This window comes from Synechococcus sp. WH 8016 (genome assembly GCF_000230675.1).
GTDB lineage: Bacteria > Cyanobacteriota > Cyanobacteriia > PCC-6307 > Cyanobiaceae > Synechococcus_C.
In genome coordinates, this window is sequence record NZ_AGIK01000004.1 from 180,929 (window position 1) to 199,947 (window position 19,019).

General features: G+C 57.1%; 23 protein-coding genes. 7 read left to right on the top strand and 16 right to left on the bottom strand.

From position 1 onward, the window contains the following. Positions 1–22: 22 nt before the first annotated feature. Complete coding sequence (locus tag SYN8016DRAFT_RS10915) at positions 23–430, top strand: hypothetical protein (RefSeq protein WP_244279087.1); 408 nt, start codon at positions 23–25, stop codon at positions 428–430. Here the strand turns inward: SYN8016DRAFT_RS10915 and SYN8016DRAFT_RS10920 are convergent, their stop codons facing one another. The 3 genes from SYN8016DRAFT_RS10920 to SYN8016DRAFT_RS10930 are packed head-to-tail and all read right to left on the bottom strand — an operon-like array spanning position 431 to position 3,019. Further along, positions 431–667, bottom strand: coding sequence for a chlorophyll a/b-binding protein (locus SYN8016DRAFT_RS10920; protein WP_006854473.1), 237 nt, complete (start codon positions 665–667; stop codon positions 431–433). It lies immediately after the preceding gene. Beyond that, positions 664–2,652, bottom strand: a complete 1,989-nt coding sequence (locus SYN8016DRAFT_RS10925) for an ATP-binding cassette domain-containing protein (RefSeq protein WP_050802747.1) — start codon at positions 2,650–2,652, stop codon at positions 664–666. The genes SYN8016DRAFT_RS10920 and SYN8016DRAFT_RS10925 overlap by 4 nt, the downstream gene beginning before the upstream one ends. 25 nt (positions 2,653–2,677) lie before the next feature. Further along, the gene (locus SYN8016DRAFT_RS10930) at positions 2,678–3,019 is read right to left on the bottom strand and encodes a histidine triad nucleotide-binding protein (RefSeq protein ID WP_006854475.1); all 342 of its coding nucleotides are present in this window, start codon (positions 3,017–3,019) and stop codon (positions 2,678–2,680) included. Positions 3,020–3,088: 69 nt separating this feature from the next. Between SYN8016DRAFT_RS10930 and SYN8016DRAFT_RS10935 the strand changes: the two genes are divergently transcribed. After that, the gene (locus tag SYN8016DRAFT_RS10935; protein ID WP_038014531.1) at positions 3,089–4,621 is read left to right on the top strand and encodes a YifB family Mg chelatase-like AAA ATPase; all 1,533 of its coding nucleotides are present in this window, start codon (positions 3,089–3,091) and stop codon (positions 4,619–4,621) included. An 11-nt stretch (positions 4,622–4,632) separates the two neighbouring features. Here the strand turns inward: SYN8016DRAFT_RS10935 and SYN8016DRAFT_RS15580 are convergent, their stop codons facing one another. The 5 genes from SYN8016DRAFT_RS15580 to def all read right to left on the bottom strand — a co-directional run bounded on the left by SYN8016DRAFT_RS15580 (position 4,633) and on the right by def (position 6,589). Next, entirely contained in the window at positions 4,633–4,779 is a 147-nt protein-coding gene (locus tag SYN8016DRAFT_RS15580) for a hypothetical protein (protein ID WP_006854477.1), read from the bottom strand. Between the two features lie 137 nt (positions 4,780–4,916). Next, a complete protein-coding gene (rpsU, locus tag SYN8016DRAFT_RS10940; protein WP_006043142.1) occupies positions 4,917–5,087 on the bottom strand; it encodes a 30S ribosomal protein S21 in 171 nt (56 codons plus the stop codon). A gap of 53 nt (positions 5,088–5,140) precedes the next feature. After that, entirely contained in the window at positions 5,141–5,719 is a 579-nt protein-coding gene (locus SYN8016DRAFT_RS10945; protein ID WP_006854478.1) for a DUF3747 domain-containing protein, read from the bottom strand. Positions 5,720–5,778: 59 nt separating this feature from the next. After that, the gene (locus tag SYN8016DRAFT_RS10950; RefSeq protein WP_006854479.1) at positions 5,779–5,976 is read right to left on the bottom strand and encodes a hypothetical protein; all 198 of its coding nucleotides are present in this window, start codon (positions 5,974–5,976) and stop codon (positions 5,779–5,781) included. A gap of 4 nt (positions 5,977–5,980) precedes the next feature. Then, entirely contained in the window at positions 5,981–6,589 is a 609-nt protein-coding gene (gene def, locus SYN8016DRAFT_RS10955) for a peptide deformylase (protein WP_038014533.1), read from the bottom strand. Positions 6,590–6,654: 65 nt separating this feature from the next. Between def and SYN8016DRAFT_RS10960 the strand changes: the two genes are divergently transcribed. Then, positions 6,655–8,568, top strand: coding sequence for a prolyl oligopeptidase family serine peptidase (locus tag SYN8016DRAFT_RS10960; RefSeq protein WP_006854481.1), 1,914 nt, complete (start codon positions 6,655–6,657; stop codon positions 8,566–8,568). On the opposite strand, the gene SYN8016DRAFT_RS10965 is transcribed toward SYN8016DRAFT_RS10960, so the two are convergent. The 8 genes from SYN8016DRAFT_RS10965 to SYN8016DRAFT_RS11000 form a co-directional block, all read right to left on the bottom strand. Then, complete coding sequence (locus SYN8016DRAFT_RS10965) at positions 8,558–9,232, bottom strand: class II aldolase/adducin family protein (RefSeq protein ID WP_006854482.1); 675 nt, start codon at positions 9,230–9,232, stop codon at positions 8,558–8,560. The genes SYN8016DRAFT_RS10960 and SYN8016DRAFT_RS10965 overlap by 11 nt on opposite strands. Positions 9,233–9,245: 13 nt before the next feature. Beyond that, the gene (gene mtnA, locus SYN8016DRAFT_RS10970) at positions 9,246–10,358 is read right to left on the bottom strand and encodes an S-methyl-5-thioribose-1-phosphate isomerase (RefSeq protein WP_006854483.1); all 1,113 of its coding nucleotides are present in this window, start codon (positions 10,356–10,358) and stop codon (positions 9,246–9,248) included. 94 nt (positions 10,359–10,452) lie between these two features. After that, positions 10,453–10,980, bottom strand: a complete 528-nt coding sequence (locus SYN8016DRAFT_RS10975; RefSeq protein ID WP_006854484.1) for a DUF1543 domain-containing protein — start codon at positions 10,978–10,980, stop codon at positions 10,453–10,455. 19 nt (positions 10,981–10,999) lie between these two features. After that, on the bottom strand, positions 11,000–12,268 hold the full coding sequence (locus SYN8016DRAFT_RS10980; RefSeq protein WP_006854485.1) for a SufS family cysteine desulfurase: 1,269 nt from the start codon (positions 12,266–12,268) through the stop codon (positions 11,000–11,002). After that, on the bottom strand, positions 12,265–13,497 hold the full coding sequence (gene sufD / locus SYN8016DRAFT_RS10985; protein WP_006854486.1) for a Fe-S cluster assembly protein SufD: 1,233 nt from the start codon (positions 13,495–13,497) through the stop codon (positions 12,265–12,267). The genes SYN8016DRAFT_RS10980 and sufD overlap by 4 nt, the downstream gene beginning before the upstream one ends. A gap of 2 nt (positions 13,498–13,499) precedes the next feature. Next, the gene (gene sufC / locus SYN8016DRAFT_RS10990) at positions 13,500–14,288 is read right to left on the bottom strand and encodes a Fe-S cluster assembly ATPase SufC (protein WP_006854487.1); all 789 of its coding nucleotides are present in this window, start codon (positions 14,286–14,288) and stop codon (positions 13,500–13,502) included. A gap of 51 nt (positions 14,289–14,339) precedes the next feature. Next, the gene (gene sufB / locus SYN8016DRAFT_RS10995) at positions 14,340–15,779 is read right to left on the bottom strand and encodes a Fe-S cluster assembly protein SufB (protein WP_006854488.1); all 1,440 of its coding nucleotides are present in this window, start codon (positions 15,777–15,779) and stop codon (positions 14,340–14,342) included. A gap of 5 nt (positions 15,780–15,784) precedes the next feature. Next, positions 15,785–16,144 carry a ferredoxin-thioredoxin reductase catalytic domain-containing protein gene (locus SYN8016DRAFT_RS11000; RefSeq protein ID WP_006854489.1) on the bottom strand — a complete coding sequence of 120 codons (360 nt, stop codon included), beginning with the start codon at positions 16,142–16,144 and terminating at the stop codon, positions 15,785–15,787. 277 nt (positions 16,145–16,421) lie between these two features. On the opposite strand from SYN8016DRAFT_RS11000, the gene sufR reads away from it, so the two are divergent. From sufR to SYN8016DRAFT_RS11020, 4 genes are all read left to right on the top strand, one after another. Next, positions 16,422–17,063: an iron-sulfur cluster biosynthesis transcriptional regulator SufR gene (gene sufR / locus SYN8016DRAFT_RS11005; protein WP_006854490.1), complete on the top strand. Its 642-nt coding sequence runs from the start codon at positions 16,422–16,424 to the stop codon at positions 17,061–17,063. A gap of 3 nt (positions 17,064–17,066) precedes the next feature. Next, the gene (locus tag SYN8016DRAFT_RS11010; RefSeq protein ID WP_006854491.1) at positions 17,067–17,498 is read left to right on the top strand and encodes a hypothetical protein; all 432 of its coding nucleotides are present in this window, start codon (positions 17,067–17,069) and stop codon (positions 17,496–17,498) included. Then, entirely contained in the window at positions 17,495–18,106 is a 612-nt protein-coding gene (locus tag SYN8016DRAFT_RS11015) for a phycobiliprotein lyase (RefSeq protein ID WP_006854492.1), read from the top strand. The genes SYN8016DRAFT_RS11010 and SYN8016DRAFT_RS11015 overlap by 4 nt, the downstream gene beginning before the upstream one ends. 104 nt (positions 18,107–18,210) lie before the next feature. Next, the gene (locus SYN8016DRAFT_RS11020; RefSeq protein WP_038014535.1) at positions 18,211–18,969 is read left to right on the top strand and encodes a phycobilisome rod-core linker polypeptide; all 759 of its coding nucleotides are present in this window, start codon (positions 18,211–18,213) and stop codon (positions 18,967–18,969) included. Positions 18,970–19,019: the final 50 nt, after the last annotated feature.

Genomic DNA, 19,019 nt, shown 5'->3' on the forward strand with positions numbered 1-19,019 from the left:
CGGTCAAAGCGGGATCCGTCCCATGTCCAGGGTCGGGGCATCGCTGCGTCGAAGCGCCGAGAGCAGGCGCCTTCCCTCGATGGGACAACGTTGGCTCGCCACCCTGGCCAGTCGCAACGGAAGAGAGCGCGTGGAACTCATTGACCTGAGCAACGACACACCGGTGCCCCTGAATGGGATCAATCAGGCCGATTCCCAGACCATCAGCCTCAGCGTGAGTGGGGATGGGCAGAGGATCGCCCTTGTCCGTCAACGCGAAGAACGAACCGAACTCATGCTTTATCGACGCAATGCCAGCGCGTTGCAACGCCTACCCATTAATCCGCCGGGTGTCCCCCGTTCTGTGAGCCTGAATGGGAATGGTCGACTTCTCGCCGTTCAGGTGAGCCGCAGAGGGCGTTGGGATGTGGACTTAATTCGCCTGCCCTAGCTAGGGAATCAACCCTGCCCAATGCAAAAAGGTATCGCCGCTGAGGGCTTCCGTGAGCACGACAGCTAGAAATCCGATCATGGCGAAACGGCCATTGATCCTCTCGGCATAGGCACTCCAACCAAAGGCAGGCACATCTTTGGTGGTGGCACTGGTGGTGGAAAGGGGCTCTGGAGCAGCCGACGCAGAGGAGGGGTCCTCCGGAGTGCGATCGCTGACTTGATCAGGCTTGTTCATGGTTGATAACTGCTAGCGGGAATCAGGCTCCAATCGCCATCCCCACGCAGTTCAAGCACGTTGTCATGGAAGTGCTTGAGGGAAGGGCGATGGCCAACACTAATAAAGGAGAGATCTCGATCCACAAGCAACTCATAAAGCTGCTTCTCTGTCTTCACATCAAGGGCGCTGGTCGCCTCATCCAGAACCACAAAACTCGGAGAATTCAACAACAAGCGTCCAAAGGCCAGTCGTTGCTGTTCTCCAAGAGAGAGAATTCGGGGCCAATCCTGCTTGATATCCAGGTCGGGATAACGCGTCACCAACTTCTGCAAACTGACTTGCTCCAACACGCTTCTCAACTGCTCATCACTAAAGCGATTCTCATCTGCTGGATAACAAAGCTGTTCTCTTAACGAGCCCAGCAACATATAAGGCTTCTGGGGGATGAACAGCAGATCCCCCATCGAGGGCCTCTCAACACTGCCCCTGCTGGGCTCCCAAAGGCCGCTAATCATCCGCAGCAGGGAAGTCTTTCCACATCCGGATGGCCCCACAACCAAAAGCTTGTCGTGGTCACCGATATCAATCGTGAGATCTTCGATGACGGGATTCTTTCCATTCGGAGGATATAAGTCTGCAGACCGAATCACGATGCCGTTGCTTCCTGGCACCTCGCGACTGTTGCTGCTGGGGGCCTGCTGGCTCACCTGCTCAATTTTGGTTTGGAATCCTTCGAGACGACTAATGCCGGCGGCAAACTGAGCAAGCTGCTCAATGCGAGCCACGATGAAGAACAACGATCCCTCCACCATGTTGAAAGCAAAGTTAGCCTGATTGAACACGCCAAAATCGATCTCTCCTGCGAAATACACAGGTGCCATAACCAAGAAGGGCAGAAAAACTCCCGCATACGACACCGATCGCCGCATGACATCGATGATGACCTGCCAAATAATGAGGAGATTGAAGTTTTTAACAACAGAACCCAGACGCCGATAGGACTCTTGCTTTTCTTGCCCCTCCCCCGAGTAAAAGGCAATGGATTCAGCATTGTCCCTGATATGAACCAGTCCGTAACGGAAATCAGCTTCATAGCGGAGCTGGTCATAATTAATGCGCACGAGGTTGCGCCCTGAAACAATCAGAAGCGTGGTGGCAACCGCCGAGTAGGCAAACAGAGCGAACGTCAGCCTAGAGCTAATACTCCAGAGCACCAAGATGTTGAGCGAAAACGTTAAGAGCGCATCAAAAAGACCCAAGGCAAGGCTCAAACTTTGCGCCGTAAAAGACTCCGTATCTTGGGTAATCCTCTGGTCAGGGTTATCAACATCCGTTTCGTCTTCACTATTAGGATTGAGAACGTAATAAGCCCTGTTTTTCATATAGTCGCCAATCAACGATTTAGACAGCCACTCCCTCCAAATAATTCCCAGCTTTGCAGTGATATAAACCTGAGTCACCCGAATGGGAAGGGCTATCACAAAACAGGCACCATAAATAGCCAATCGTCCATAGAAACCACCTTGGTCCTTATCCACCAAGGCATTCGTGATGTCTCGGTAGATAAATCCGATCCCCGTATTAATGCCGTTAACAGCAAGCAACATGAACACAATCGTTGCCAATAAGCCCCAATTGAGCCAACGCCGCTGGCGCAATTGCTGACGGAAAGCAATGAAACTGGCCAAACCAACCAGAAACAGCCCAACGAAAGCCACTCCCCACCAACTCGACCAAATCGTGGCGATCGTTCCCGAAACACCCGACAGATATTTCTCCGTTAAGTCGGGTTGAAACCGATCCAGGCTTCGAATCAAAGCGGTAAGAACCGCAAGCACCAACCCGCCAACACAAAACAGAAGGCACAACAACAGCCAAATGAACTGCCATCCGCTGGCCTGATCAAGCGGCAAGAAAAAAGGTTGGGCCAGGTGACGCAGCTTCGCGAGCTGATGACGCAGATTTTTAAACGGGCCGCTGCTGGCGAAAGGGGACGCTGTCATGACGCCATTCTCACAAGCCAGACCTTCATCCGGGAGGCCAATCCAGGGAACGCCCACCGATCACATGCACGTGCAAGTGGAACACGGTCTGCCCGGCACCCTCTCCGCTGTTAATCACCGTTCGCCAATCCCTTAACCCTTCTTGTTTGGCAACCTTCGCAGCCACCAACAGCAAATGCCCAAGCAGCTGCTCATCCCCTTTCTCCGCCTCGCGCAAGCTCTCGATTGGTTTGCGCGGAATCACCAGCACATGCACAGGAGCGGCTGGAGCGACGTCGCGGAACGCCAAACAGCTGTCATCGCTGTACACCTCATCGCATGGAATGTCTCCACGCAAGATGCGGGCAAAAATCGTGTCACCAGCCATGGTCACAACCCTGGGCAAAACAGTGCATGAGACGGGTGGGGCATCAGATGCCTACCCCGCAACCATTCAATGCTGGCACGCTGCTCAAGTGCATCCCTTCAAGGGATGGAGGCGCTACCCGTCACGGTGGAAGTGGATCTGGCCCCAGGGCTTCCCGGCTTGCAGCTTGTGGGACTTCCAGATACCGCCATCCAAGAGTCGCGCGAACGCGTCCGGGCAGCGCTGCGCAACAGCGGGTTTCGCGGCCCCCTGGTTCGGGTCATTGTCAATCTGGCGCCAGCCGATCGACGCAAGGAGGGACCCGCCTTCGATCTGCCGATCGCGCTGGCCTTGCTCGTCGCCAGCGGTCAGCTTGATCCCCAAAAACTGGAAGGGCTCTGCTGCGCCGGAGAACTGGGCCTGGCGTGCCAAGCGAAAACCCAGCAAGCCAAAGCCTTTGTGGTGCCATCAGCCAACGCAGCCGAGGCGTCACTCGTGGACGGACTCCCCATCGTGAGCGCCAAAACGCTTGGCGAGCTCGTTGAGCAGTTACGGCATGGAAGCCAGAACAACCGTTGTTCTCCCCCCAAAAAGAAAGAGCCTGCAACGACCACCATCCCAACCAGCGCATCAGAACCTCCGTCCGCAGCACCCCTCACGATTCAGCATTTCGCTCGAAAAGCCCTGGCGATTGCCGCCGCCGGTGGGCATCACCTTCTGATGGTGGGACCTCCTGGCTGTGGCAAAACGATGTTGGCGCGAGAGCTCCCCAGTCTTCTTCCGCCGTTGAGCGACTCAGAGGCCCTAGAGCTCACCCGCCTTCAATCCATTGCTGGCACGCTCGGCAGCGTGACAAACCTGGTGCGGCAACGACCCTTCCGAGCACCGCATCACAGCACCACGGCAGCAGGGCTTCTCGGGGGAGGGATCAATCCCCGTCCCGGCGAATTGAGCCTGGCCCATGGAGGCGTGCTGTTTCTTGATGAGCTCACTGAATTTCCGAGAGCCATCCTCGATCAGTTGCGTCAGCCTCTGGAGGAGGGCGTTCTCTGGATCAGCCGAGCACGATTGCGCTGCTCTTTCCCCTGCAGGGTGACCCTGGTGGCGGCGACCAATCCATGCCCTTGCGGATGGCATGGTGATCCTTCCAATCGCTGCCGTTGTTCTGAACTTCAACGGCAGCGCTACTGGAATCGTTTGTCTGGGCCATTTTTAGATCGGCTCGATCTTCAATGCCGCCTCGAACCCGTGCCGACCAGCCAACTTCGCCGGTGCTTCAAGACAGCAGAAGACCCAACGGAGACTCCAAGAAAAGGCAGCTTCTCTCCCAAAGCCATCCAAGCCGCGCGCATCAAAATGTGCCAACGCAACCCGGGCAAGCAGCTCAACAGCCAACTCAGCGCGCTGGAGCTCGGGCGTTACGGCCAGATCGCAGAGCGAGCCTTTCAATACTGGGAGCAGGTGGTGTCGAAACGGCAGTTGAGCATGCGCAGCAGCTTGAGACTTCTGCGCGTTGCCCGAACCATTGCCGACCTAGACGCTGTGCCAACAGTGGGCGAGCAACACCTAGCGGAAGCGATCTGCTTCCGAAGCTATGACCACGCGCCCAGAGCTAACAGCTAACGGACCGTCGCTTAACGCGATCCATGGTGAGGAACGTCGCGATAGGGCTGGACTCCAATCGGAGGTGGAACCGTCTTCTTCTCTTCACTTGGATTTCCAACAGCATGCGACAGGGTTTCTGCTAACCATTCGCGCAGCGAACTAAACATGAATGCCATGGTGGGTCTCCTCCGAGATGCACCCAGTCTCGTCAGGCATTCAAGAAAAAGAAACAGTCGAAATACCGATCATTCAGCGTGCCACGGCAATGAATCCGACGTAGCACGCCGATCTAAAAGCTAAAACTGCGAACGAATCAACGACGGCGACGGCGCTGCTGAGCTTTGCGCTTGTACTTCTCGATTGGAGTTTCGTGATGGCGGAGACGCTTGAGATCCGCGAAGATCCCGGCCTTGGAGACCTGACGCTTAAAGCGACGTAGGGCAGATTCGATGCCTTCGTTTTCTCCGACCGTGACCTGAGTCATTCAACAAGCGATGATTTCCAGCTTGTCAATGTAGCAAGCGATCGGCAAATGGATCAAAGGGCATCTGGCAATCCAGGCATGCTGTCCCGATACACATAAAGATGTCCCAGGGTGCGCTTGCCGTATTGACGCCTCATCAGCTTCCAACCTGGTTCAAGGTTCAGCTTGAGGAAACCGTTTCCAGGACCTCCTGAACGAGCCACCACCATGGTGGGACGGGAGGGATCACGCGTCGGAACGGCCAAGAGCTCGATGTCCGCGCCAGTTTTGACGACGGAGAGTCGATAACGCGTTCCAAGGTCATCCCCTCCAATCCGCAGGGAATAGCCATTGCCATCGATGTAGCGGTTACAGATTCCTGTGAAGTCAAAAGTGGCCAACAGCGGATCCACGACAGCAGGCGACGATCCCGAAACCGCAAAACAAGGACGGGCGCTCGTGCGCTGCTCGTAAATGTTCAGCTGCGAGTTCTCACCCTTACCGATGGGAGCCGACACCATCACAAATTGGCTTTCGTCGACGTCTGCAGCCGTGAAGACAGAGCCTTGCGCTTTTGCTGCTTGCGGGAGGCCTGTGGCCGCAGCAGCGGCAAACACAGCAAATGCAACAGCAGCGTTCCAAGGACGGCCCATCAATCAATTCCGATCGTTAAAGGGATCGTATTAGTCCCTTTGGATCTGAGCACGTGCCATCAGGCCGGTTTGTTGAGACGAATCGCGACCAAAAGTGACCCAAGCGTCGCTGGAAGACTCAAACCAAGGATCCATCGCGTTGGGTTGACGCCCAGATCAGGATCGCCGTAAGCCAATTCAAAAACACAGCCAGTGGCTGCGATTCCAAGCACGCATGCCAGGGCCAGGAACAGCCCAGAAAGGGGTTTCATTGGCATCGGTTTAAGGCGTCATGGGGCGGACGTCTGTGGCGCGGAAGCCATGATCTTTTAGCTCCTTTTTAAGGCCAGTGGCATCGGTCACGCGATCCACAAACAACACCCCACGGAGATGGTCCATCTCGTGCTGAATGCAACGCGCCATCAAACCGTCGGCCTTCATGGTGCGGGGCCGCCCCATCTCATCCCTGAAACTCAATTGAATGGCCGTAGGACGGACCACATCGAGGTACACCCCTGGGATGCTGAGGCACCCCTCCTCGTACGTATCCACCGATGCGCTGCAGGTGGTGATTTCTGGGTTGATCAGCACCAGAGGTGGCGTGCTGGGGGTCTCAAAGTCGAGGTCGATCACCAGCAATTGCTGATGCACCCCAACCTGAGGTGCCGCCAAGCCGATGCCACGGGCCGTGTACATGCTGCGCAACATGTCGCGGGCCAAGTCGCGCACACGCTCGTCCACCTTGCCAATCCTGCGCGCATCACCCCGTAGCGCGTCGTCGCCAAGGGTATAGATATTGAGCGGAGCACTCTCTAAGGGCTCCTTAGGCACGGCAATGGAGGAGCTGCTCTTCTCAGCCGATCGTGCCAACTGGGCGAAGCTCCTAGCCAAAACCCCTCCTACTTTGAAATTGTTCTGATCTTAGGCAGACCTGATCTCTGCTTGATCCGTTCGACATGTCTCTGCAACAGCCCCTACCTGCCACAACCGCTCTCGGACGGACTTCGCTGCTGCGTGCTCCGCAACTGCTGGGGGATTGGCTGCTCTGGCTCGAGCAGCGTCCCCACGAGAAAGGCCGCACCACAGCATGCATCCGGCGCTGGGGGGAGCCAGAAGCCACACCTCTGGAGCTCACACCAGCCCCCATCAATTTGCGCAGCAGGGTGCACGACTACGGCGGAGCGCCGCTCACGGCGGCGCTAACGGAAGGAACACTCCAGCTGGTTTGGGTCGATGACAACGACGGTTGCCTCTGGTTCCAAGCCTGGACAGGTCTTGATGGAAATACCCCCCAAGCGCTGCACGCCCTCGACAGCCCCCAACGGCTGACCGCCCCCCGTAACAGCGCGCTGGGGGGCGGCGTGATTGACCCTCTCCGCTCGCGATGGCTGGGCGTGATCGAGGAGTCCGGTTGTGATCGCTTGGTGAGCGTGGCCCTCGATCAGCGGGATCAAACCCCTGATGTCGTCCATCAGCCTGCTGATTTCGCGGGCTATCTCGCCCTCAGTGCCGACGGAGCCCAACTGGCTTGGGTGGAGTGGCAACAACCCTCCATGCCCTGGGATTGCTCCCAGCTCGTCTTGGCGCGACTGACGGCCTCTGGCTCCATCGAGGCTTGCCGTGGGATCGCGGGCGCTGAACCATCCCAGGCCCAGGGGATCTCCGTGTTTCAGCCCCAATGGCTGCCGGATGGAAGCCTCGTCGTGGCAGAGGACAGCAGTGGCTGGTGGAATCTGATGCGCCATCCCAACGCCGACAGCATGAACATCCACTGGCAACGCCTTTGGCCCATGGCCAAGGAGACGGCGATGCCCCAGTGGGTGTTTGGGATGAGTACCACCGCTTGGGATGGGGAGAAGCTGTTAGCCGCCGTCTGTGATCAAGGGGAATGGCAGTTGCAACGGCTCGGTCTCGATGGCTCGGCAGAGAGGGTGGAACAACCCTTCAACGATCTCGCCGATCTGCACGCATCCCATGGCCGGGCTGTCGCCATCGCCAGCAACAGCACCACAGGCCATGGACTGCTCGAGCTCGACTTGGGCTCAGGAACCTGGCGACACACTCCAGCCGCCTCCGCCGCCATGGAAGTCAACGCGATCAGCGTGGGGCAATCGCTGTGGTTTGACGGATCCGGTGGGCAACGCACCCATGCCTGGTATTACCCCCCTGTCGGGGGAGCCGATGCCTCGTCGCCACTGCTGGTGAAAAGTCACAGCGGGCCTTCATCCATGGCCCGCCGCGGCCTCAACCTCGCGATTCAGTTCTGGACCTCCAGGGGCTGGGGCGTGGTGGACGTGAATTACGGGGGCTCCACAGGCTTTGGCCGGACCTACCGCGACCGGCTTCAGGGGGGCTGGGGCGTGGTGGATGTCAACGATTGCGCCGCAGCCGCCAAAACCTTGATTGCCACGAACCGCGCAGATCCGAGCCGCATCGCCATCGAAGGGGGCAGCGCCGGTGGCTTCACCACGCTGGCCTGCCTCTGCTTCACCGATGTGTTCCGCGCCGGTGCCTGCCGCTATGCCGTGAGCGATCCCAGTGCCTTAGCCACCGAGACGCATCGCTTTGAAGCCCGCTATCTGGATGGACTCATCGGCCGTTGGCCCGAGGAGCGGGATCTCTATGAGCAGCGATCGCCGCTGGGCCATGCAGACCAGATCCGCTGTCCTGTGATCTTTTTCCAGGGCCTCAAAGACAAGGTCGTCCTGCCGCAGCAAACCGAACGCATGGCCGAGGCCCTACGCCGCAATGCCATCCCAGTGGAGGTGCACACCTTCCCAGAAGAAGGCCATGGCTTCCGAGATAGCGCCGTGCAGATAGCTGTTCTTGAATCGACTGAACGTTTTTTCCGCCAACACCTCAATTGTTAGAGGCTTGGCCATATCCCAACCCACGGAACTGCCGATGCACCTCTTCCATTTGTGATGCGGACAACAGCGGAGGCTCCCCTAGCTGCAGCGCTTGCAAGTACATCTGTGCCAGCGTCTCCACCTCAACGGCAATCTTCAGAGCCTGATCAAGATCCCGTCCCAAACTGACCAATCCGTGGTGAGACAGCAGGCAGGCCTGCCGGTCCTGCAGCGCCTGCACCGTATGGGCTGATAGCGCAGCGGTCCCGAAGGTGGCGTAGGGAGCACAGCGAATGTCATCACCACCAGCCACCGCTGTCATGTAGTGGAACGGCGGAATCCCCCGGTCATGGCAGGCCAGCGCCGTTGCATGAATGGGATGGCAATGAAACACCGCCATGGCATCGGGACGATCCGCCAAAACATCGGCATGCAATCGCCACTCGGACGAGGGTCTCCGCCCACGGCCAGGGAGTCCGCTGGGCAAAGGTTGACCGTCAAAATCGATCGCCACCAGATCCTCCGGCTCCATCTGGTCGTAGGCCAAGGAGCTGGGGGTCACCAACAATCCCCCCTCAATCCGCAACGACAGGTTGCCGGATGTGCCCTGATTCAAGCCGGTGCTGTTCATGGCACGGGCCACGTCCACGAGCTCGCAGCGCAAGGCCCGTTCGTTCTCGTTCATCCTTCTCCCTGAATCAGCCACGGTTGTAAAGCTCCTTCAGGCCAACTTCAGTGGCCGGCGCCACACCACGGTCGGTGATCAGAGCCGTCACAAGCCGCGCCGGGGTGACGTCGAACGCCGGATTAAACCCAGCGCAACCATCAGGCGTGAGTTGCACGCTCACAATTTCACCGGCCGACTCCCCCGCAATCACTCGCCCCTGAATGGACGTCACCTCCTCAGCAGAACGCGCTTCAATCGGGATCTCTGCCACCCCATCCGCAAGACGCCAGTCGATCGTGGACGTCGGCAGGGCGACATAAAAAGGCACGTTGTTGTCGTGAGCCGCCAGGGCCTTGAGGTAGGTGCCAACTTTGTTGCAGACATCGCCGCAGCGCGTGGTGCGATCGGTCCCAACGATCACAGCATCCACCTGTCCATGCTGCATGAGGTGACCACCTGCGTTATCCACAATCACGGTGTGCGGAACCCCCTCCCGCGCCAACTCATAGGCCGTGAGCGAGGCCCCTTGATTGCGCGGCCGGGTTTCATCCACCCACACATGAATGTTCAACCCAGCGCGATGGGCCTTATAAATCGGTGCCAAAGCCGTTCCCCAGTCAACGGTCGCCAGCCAGCCCGCATTGCAGTGGGTGAGCACCTGAAAGGGCTCGTTCTGTCGTGCGCTAGGTCGCTGCTCTGCCAGCGCTTGGAATAGATCGAACCCATGCACCCCAATCGACTCGCACATCGCCACGTCTTCATCGGCAATCAGCGCCGCCTCCCGCCGTGCTGCCGCCGCTCGCTCCGCTTCGGGCAAAGGCTGCACCAGATCACGAACCCGTTCCAAGGCCCAACGCAGATTCACCGCTGTAGGGCGACTGGCGTTGAGCTGATCAAAGGCTTGGCCCAAGCCCGCATCGCTGGCGTCGTCTTGCAGGGCAAGCATCAAGCCGTAGGCGCCGGTCACACCGATCAATGGTGCGCCCCGCACCACCATCGTGCTGATCGCCTCAGCCGCTTGATCACAACGCGTCAGCGTTCGGGTGATCAAGCGATGGGGCAACTGGGTCTGATCGATCACACCCACGGAACGCTGATCGGCTTCAAGCCAAATCGTCCGCCAAGCCTGGCCATCAATGTTCATGGTTGAATCAACGGCAAGCGCCGAGTGGCTTCTTCCATTCTCCGATGCACACGACTCAGGGATTTAGAAGCGCAGACACCCTTTGTGAAGCTGATCAAATCGGTCGATATCCAAACCAGTCAGGGACCTGGTTCTGACTTTCACCATCCTGCTGGCGATGGAGATGCACGTACACACCGTTGCTCCCCGTCAAGGACAACTGTTCAATCGCCAAGCAATCGTCGACGGCACTGAGATCGTCCTTGTGCTGCTCAAGGGCATCTAGCAACCAGCGCTTCTTGGCTGTTGCTTTCGCGGCTTGCGGCGAGGAGGCCACAACGAGTCCAAAGCGATGCAATTCCGCAAGGGAGTCGGGCTGATAGGCCCCGAGGTTGACGAACCACAGACGCTGCTGCGCAGAAGAAGGCTCCATCTCAAGGGTGACGCGCCAACCATCAATGCAATGCACGGCCATGTAGCTGTCGAGATGCAACCCGCGACGGCGACCAAACCACTGGCGACGAAGCTCGGGATAGGTGTCTTCGATGCAGCGGCCCGCTACGAAGCGCACATCATGCAGCTCAATCAAGCTTCGATCGGTGCGTCCACCAAGGACAACCAAAAACAAGATGGACTGTTCCACGCACTAATGGCGAAAGGAATTAGCCATGCTCACGAAAAAAGTCGATCACACTGACCAGCTCATCAGCGAAGCGATCAATCTCAGCGTGCGTCGTGCAAAAACTGAGGCTTGCCCGGGCTGATCCCGTCACGCCGTAGAGACGATGCAGCGGTTGGCAGCAATGGTGACCACTGCGAATACAAACGCCGGCCAGATCCAGCATCGCCGCGATGTCGTTGGCATGAACACCCTCCACCACAAACGTGGCAAGGGCTCCACGATCAGGCTGCTGCTCAGGCGTAGGGCCAAGAATGCGCAGACCATCAATCGATTGAAGCCGGCCAAACAGATGGGTGGTGAGCTCCGCCTCCCACGCCTGAATCGCATCGAATCCAAGCGTTTGCAGGTAGGTGATGGCAGCACCCATGCCGATCGCTTCACCAATGGCTGGCGTACCCGCCTCAAACTTATGGGGGAGGTCCGCCCAGGTGCTGTGATCCAAGAACACCTCTTGAATCATTTCGCCACCACCAAGGAAGGGCGGCATCGCCATCAACGTTTCTTCCGCAGCCCATAGAAAGCCCATTCCAGTGGGGCCACACAGCTTGTGAGAAGAGCCCACGAGGAAATCAGCGCCAAGGCTCTGCACCGAAATGGGTTTATGCGCCAGGCTTTGACAGGCATCCACCAACACCTTGGCCCCAACAGCATGGGCAAGGGCTGCAATCTCTTCGATCGGATTGCAGCACCCCAGGGTGTTGCTGATGTGCACCAAGCTCACCAGGCGTGTTCTCTCATTGAGCTGATCCCGCAGGTCCGCTAGGTCAAGCGTGCCCTCAGGGGTCACCCCCACATGCCGAAGCACACAACCCGTCCGTTCCGCGAGCAATTGCCAAGGCACCAAATTGCTGTGGTGCTCCATCACGGTGAGCAGCACCTCATCCCCAGCCTTCAGCTGGGCATCACCCCAACTGCGAGCCACCAGGTTGATGGCTTCGGTGGCATTGCGCGTAAACACGATTTCTTTCGCGCTGGATGCACCGATCAAGCCAGCGGTAATCGAACGAGCCCCCTCAAACGACTCTGTGGCACGGGCACTGAGCTGGTGAGCTCCCCGATGGACATTGGCGTTGTCGCAGGCGTAGTAGTGCTGAATCGCATCGAGCACGACACGGGGCTTCTGACTGGTCGCCGCATGATCCAGATAGATCAGGGGCTGACCAGATCCTGAGACCTGGTCAATAATCGGGAAATCGACACGAACTCGTTCCGCAATCGTTACGGGGGCGTTACGGGGAAGTGTTGTCATGGGGTCATCCCTCCGACCTGCAGGCTGCCGCCCAACCAGCGCTGCGAGGCATTGAGAGGCAAGCGGTCCAAAACCTCCTTGCAGTAGGCACGCAGCAGCAAGGTTGCGGCCGAAGACTGCGTAATGCCGCGGCTGCGCAGGTAAAAAAGCTGATCCTCCTGAAGCTGACTCACGGTGGCCCCGTGGGTACAACGAACATCGTCGGCCACGATTTCCAACTCGGGCTTGGCATCCACGCGGGCGCGCCCAGAGAGCAACAAGTTTCTGCTGAGCTGGGAGGCATTGGTGCGCTGCGCCGGCCTGGGCACTTGAATAGCTCCGTTGAAGATGCTGTGAGAACGATCGGCAGCGATCGTTTTTTGCACTTGGTCAAGCGTGCCCTCAGGCCCCTCAAAGCGCACAGCGGTATGAACCGCAAACTGCTCGTCAGCAGCGGTGACGGAAAGACCATGAATAGAAGCAGAAGCCTGGCCATCCACCTGCACAACACTCGGCTCCAGTCGCCCGAACGACCAGCCCTGAGACACGGAAACCAGGGAGTAATGACTGCGCGTCTCTTGCTCCACAGCCAGGTTGGCGAGCAGAGCCTCGCCACCATCCCCTAAAGCAAGCAAACCGTGATTCACCTTGGATTCCTGGCCGAGATGAATTTCGAGCAGATGACTATGGGCAGCCTGGCCCTTCGCGCTCACAACCTGAAGAAACTCGAGCTCTGCTTTTTCTTCAACCAGCAACAAAACCCTGGTTGGAACCAACATGGCGTCGGACGCGACCATCACCAGCTCAACCGGTGGAACTTTGCCGCGGATGCGCAACGCCAAAATCTGCTGACTTACTCCGTGATTCAGCTCCACCGGCCAATCCGACGCGCAGCGGCAGCGGGACAGAGTATGGCCGAGGGCCTGCTCCAACTCAGCCCCTTCGAGCAACGAAATTCCTTCCGGCAATGCCACCCCCTGCAGGGGGTCCTGGCTGCCATCAATCACAAGCCTCAGGGCCTGCTCAGGAACAGGCGGCCAGCTATCTGCACTGGAGGAATCACTCCTTTGATCAGCGAGTGACAGCTGAAACAGGGCCTCTAGGCGAGTGAGGTCCGTGAGTCTCCACGCCTCTTGTCTCCTAGTGGGAAAGCTCTGCTCTGACAGCGCCAATCGTCCTCGGCGCTGAACTGGCTCGAGTGTCCCCGCTGGTGCAGGGAGCTGTGTCAACCAACCCTCGGGCATCGCCATCGTTAGGCCACCCCCTCGGCCGCGAGCTGCTGATCCACCCAGTCGTAACCGATTTTTTCCAACTCAAGAGCCAACTCACGCCCGCCTGTACGCAAGATGCGGCCCGCCCCCATCACGTGCACGTAATCGGGAGTGATCTCATCCAAAAGCCTTTGGTAATGGGTGATCAGCAACGTGCAGTTGTCCTGACTCGCCAACTGATTCACACCGCCAGCAACGATGCGTAAGGCATCAATGTCCAGACCAGAGTCGGTTTCGTCGAGGATCGCGACCACTGGATCCAACAGGGCCATCTGAAGAATCTCGTTGCGCTTTTTCTCGCCACCAGAAAAACCTTCATTCACGCTGCGTTCCAGGAATGCAGGGTCCATTTGCACCACTTGCAAGCGCTCACGCACGTGATCGTCGAAATCAAACGTGTCGAATTCCTCCTTGCCTTGCTTCTCGCGCCGAGCATTCGTGGAGACCCGCAGAAACTCCAGGTTGCTCACTCCAGGGATCTCAATCGGATACTGGAATCCCAAAAACACACCAAGACGCGAACGCTCCTCAGGCTCCAGCTCAAGAAGGTCACGGCCTAGATAGCGCACGGAACCCGATGTCACCTTGTAAGCGGGGTGTCCGGCCAAAATCTTGGACAACGTGCTCTTACCGCTGCCATTCCGCCCCATCACGGCATGAATCTCGCCGGCTTTCACCGTCAGGGTCACCCCATTCAGGATCGGCTTGCCCTCAACGGACGCATGCAAGTCATTGATTTCAAGGAGAGGCTCGGCGTCAGGACGAATCACGTCAGAAGAAAAGGAAGAGAGAAACGAGTATTAAGAAGCTTGGTGCTGGGATTAGCCCACCGAACCCTCAAGCTTGAGGGCGAGAAGCTTGTCGGCCTCAGCCGCAAACTCCATGGGAAGTTGATTAAACACATCCCTACAGAAACCGCTCACCATCATCGACACAGCTTCTTCAAAGCCAATGCCTCGACTTTGGAGATAAAACAATTGATCTTCCGACATGCGACAGGTACTGGCCTCATGTTCAATCGCAGCTTGAGGCTGTTGGGAGCGAATGTAGGGGTACGTGTTGGCGGCAGCTTGATCACCAATCAGCATCGAATCACATTGGCTGTAATTACGAGCACCCTTGGCATTTGGACCAACTTGCACAAGGCCTCGATAACTGTTGCTTGACCGACCAGCACTAATCCCTTTGCTAACAATTGTGGAACGAGTTCGTGGTCCCACATGAACCATTTTTGTTCCCGTGTCTGCTTGTTGGCAATTATTCGTAAGAGCAACGGAATAAAACTCACCAACCGAATCAGCACCCTGCAACACGCAACTTGGGTATTTCCAAGTGATAGCTGAGCCCGTTTCCACCTGCGTCCAGCTAATACGACTGCGATCACCGCGGCACTGACCGCGTTTGGTCACAAAATTATAAATACCACCCACACCATTCTCATCACCAGCGTACCAATTTTGAACCGTGGAATATTTAATCGAGGCATCATCTAAAACAACCAATTCCACAACAGCCGCGTGAAGCTGATTTGTGTCAAACATCGGAGCCGTGCACCCTTCCAGATAGCTCACCGACGCACCTTCTTCCGCAACAATTAACGTGCGTTCAAACTGGCCAGTATCGCCAGAGTTGATTCGGAAATAGGTAGATAGCTCCATGGGACATTCCACGCCCTTAGGAATGAACACAAAAGACCCATCACTAAAGACAGCGGAATTCAATGCCGCAAAGTAATTATCACTGCTAGGAACAACTGAACCAAGATATTTTTCGATCAGCTCCGGATGTTCAATAACAGCTTCACTAAAGGAGCAAAATACCACTCCATGTTCTGCAAGCTTTTCCTTGTAGGTGGTAGCAATCGAAACGCTATCAAAAACAGCATCAACGGCCACATTGCTCAATCTTTTTTGCTCGCTCAGAGGAATCCCTAATTTCTCAAATGTTTCAAGAAGTTTGGGATCAACTTCATCAAGACTTTGCTTTTTCTCTTGTTGCTTTGGCGCTGCGTAATAAACAATATCCTGGTAATCAATGGCTTTATAGCCCAACGCAGCCCAATCAGGCTCTTCCAACTTCAACCAATGGCGATAAGCCTTGAGCCGAAAATCAAGGAGGAACTTCGGCTCATTTTTCTTAGAAGAAATCAATTTCACCACCTCCTCGCTTAGACCTTTGGGGATCTTCTCGGTTTCAATGTCAGTGACAAACCCGTACTTGTACGGCTGACTAACGAGATCGCGTGTGGAGGTACTGGTCATGGACTTCAACCTGCTGTGGCGTGAATCGTTTCCGTGCTGATGGTCTGGTCCTCGCAGCGGAAGGGATTGTCTTCTGTGAGAAACAACATGCAGTGGCAGTCTTTCCGCTCGCGCATGGGCACGCAAGGACAATTCCAAAAGGCTTGGGAGACCTCAGCTTGTTTGTCTTCGTAATGACGACAAGGGCAAAGCGCTCCACCTAAATCATCTTTGTGCTTGGCAAGACCCTTTAAGACAACTGCCGTCACTCCGGGATCACTACAAAAATAAGTGCCGGTTCGTTGGGCGTACGTTTCGGCAAATTTGCGAATGACCTCAAGGCTTTCAGCTGTCGGCTCTGTGCTGCCAGCGGACGCATCGGACATTGGGCTCAAGGGGGGAAAGGAGAGGACGTAGTCAGAGTGGAACTCTGACTACACCCCGGCCAAGGGTCAGGCCAGGACCGAGATACGAAACAAAAGGGTTTCGTTTCTAGGAGACTAGGGCACTGATCCATCGTCCGGAGACCCCATCATTCTGAAGGGGCGAACACCCGCTGAGCAGAGATCGGTCCAATCGTCGTTAACCCTGACGAAGGCGACGGCGGATTCACACGCCGATTCCGGCCTTCCCGTGGCATGGTGAGTTCAACAGCTTCATCCCATGGGAGCTCAGGCTCAGGCCCCGACCCGCGAGACCACACTCACCTTGCTTCTCCGGCAGGGCGAAACCAGTGCGGCGAAATTGGCACAGACATTGGGAATTTCTGTGCAAGCCATGCGCCGGCATCTGCGCAGTCTTGAGGACGAAGAACTCGTGGAAGCCAGCCCCACGCCAGACGGCCCTGGGCGTCCATCCAACCTGTGGAGACTCACAGCGAAAGGGCACCAGCACTTCCCTGACGGCAGCGAGAACTTCGCTTTGGGTCTGCTTGAGTCCATGGCAGCGACCTTGTCACCAGAGGTGATGGCTGATCTCCTCCGCCAGCAAGCTCTGGAGAAAGCAACCCTCTATCGCAAACATCTGGGGAATGCACCGCTCGAAGAGAGAGTCCGCGCGCTGGTGAATCTCCGCCTCAAGGAGGGTTACGTCAGCGACATGCAGCCAGCCCCCACGGGTCCGGGTTGGTGCATCAGTGAATTTCACTGCTCAGTGCAGAGAATTGCCGAGGAGTATCCAGCGGTCTGTGATCAAGAGCTGCAGCTGATCAGGCACACCTTTCCCGACTGTCTGGTCGAGCGCGTGCACTGGCGCCTGGAATCAGGACATTCCTGTGGATTCAGCATTGCCCCTAAACAGGACTAACCCATGCCTGAACAGTCGATCTTCGGTGCAGGCCCCTTGTCTCGAGCTGATGCCGAGCGGATTGAAGCCACGTTGCTTCCCAACCTCGATCGCCACCACCTTCGCCTCTTGGCCCACTGCCTACGCAGCTTTCAAGCCATCGCAGATCCGCGTCAATCAGGTCCCCTTCCAGACCGACGCACGCTCGAGCAATGGCTGTTGCAGCAGCCACAATTTTTGGATGAACCCCAGTTCCGCGACTTACTTCTCAAACAATTTCTAGCGGCAGCGCAGCAGCTCGAAGATCTCGCCAAACAGCAAGATCTCTCCCCGCTGGAACTCAACCTGGAAGCGCTCATTGAAGCCAGCACCAGGGCGAGCAAAGCCAGGCTGGAGGGGCCGCACAAGCACCCTTCGAACTGCGATCATCCAATACAGGCGTCATCCCCCTCATGACCTCGGCCATTCCCAACGCTGTCCATTTCTTTCAACAGAGTTGCGGTCGTTGGCGATCGCAACGCAGTGTTCATCACCTGTTGCACCGACGAGCAGAGGCGGGTGGATCCCTCATCGTTGTGGAAGATCTCGATCCCGACGACCAACGCCTGCAAACACTGGCTGAACAACACGGTCACTCCCCGGGGAGCATTGCAGGAGGAAGCTTTGTGCGTTGGAGCGCCTCGATGGCCTGGGATCAAAACGGCGACGCCCATGACGGAGAAACAATCTTTGGTCTCATCCCAGATGGCGATGACGGACGCAGCGGCACCCTGCTTCGCGATTTGGGCTACGCCGAAAAAGCACCGGCCACCTCAACCTTCCAAATGGATCAACAGGACGGTCTCATCCTTTGCACCAGCTACGAGACCATGACCGTCTGGGAGCGCTTCTGGTTCACCAGCCCGAACGTAAGGCTGCGATCCAGCACGGTGGAAGGGCTTTCCAACAACGCCTCCTTTTGCATGGAAACGCGCTTAAGCGACGACACCGAGGACATCACAGAGGCGCCAGCTGGGGCCAAGGACGCGTCATTGCAACCCCTTTCAGCCCCATTCGGCTGGTAAAAACAGACCGCGGTAACTATTACGGACTGTGAGTGCTGACCGGAGAGGAAGAGGTGCACCGGACTCTTCTTCTACGATCACAAACGAAGGATGTTGAAGTTTGCGTGGCCATTCCTCTGTTGCAGTACGCACCGATCACCCAAAATTCAAGGGTGGCGGCGCTACGGGTCGCATCCGAAGAGGTGCCACGGGCCTATTCCATGGACATCGCCATGGATGCGGACAATTTGAAGTCCGTGATTGAAGGGGCTTACAGGCAGATTTATTTCCACGCCTTCAAGTCCGATCGGGACGTGAATCTGGAATCCCAGCTCCGAGACGGTCAGATCACTGTCCGCGATTTCGTTCGTGGCCTCTGCCTCTCCGACACCTTCCAGAGAAGTTTTTATGGCTTCAACAGCAACTACAAGGTGGTTCGCCATCTCGTAGAGAAGCTTTTGGGACGGAAGACAAGCGGTAAATCAGAAGAGATCGCCTGGTCGATCGTGATTGCCACCAAAGGCGTGACCGGGATGGTCGATGCGCTGCTCGACAGTGAGGAATATCTCGACGCCTTTGGCTACGACACGGTCCCCTATCAGCGCAACCGCGTACTCCCCGGACGAGAGCTAGGAGACACACCGTTCAACATCACAAGTCCTCGCTACGACGAGTACTACCGCGGAATTCTTGGGTTCCCCCAGTTCATCTACACCGGCACGGTCAAATCGATCCCGGCCCGCGCCAAGATCAAGCGCGGCGGCTTCCCCGAGGACTACCTGCCTTGGGTCCGTGGTCTTTCTGGCGCTCGCGGGGCCGCCCCCAGCGGGAGTGCCGATATCGATTACATCTCCAAGGTTCCTTACCGCAGCATCGGCCGCTGAATCACGCAAAAGCATTGCGAAAACTAGGAAAGTCGAGGGGGCCATCAGGC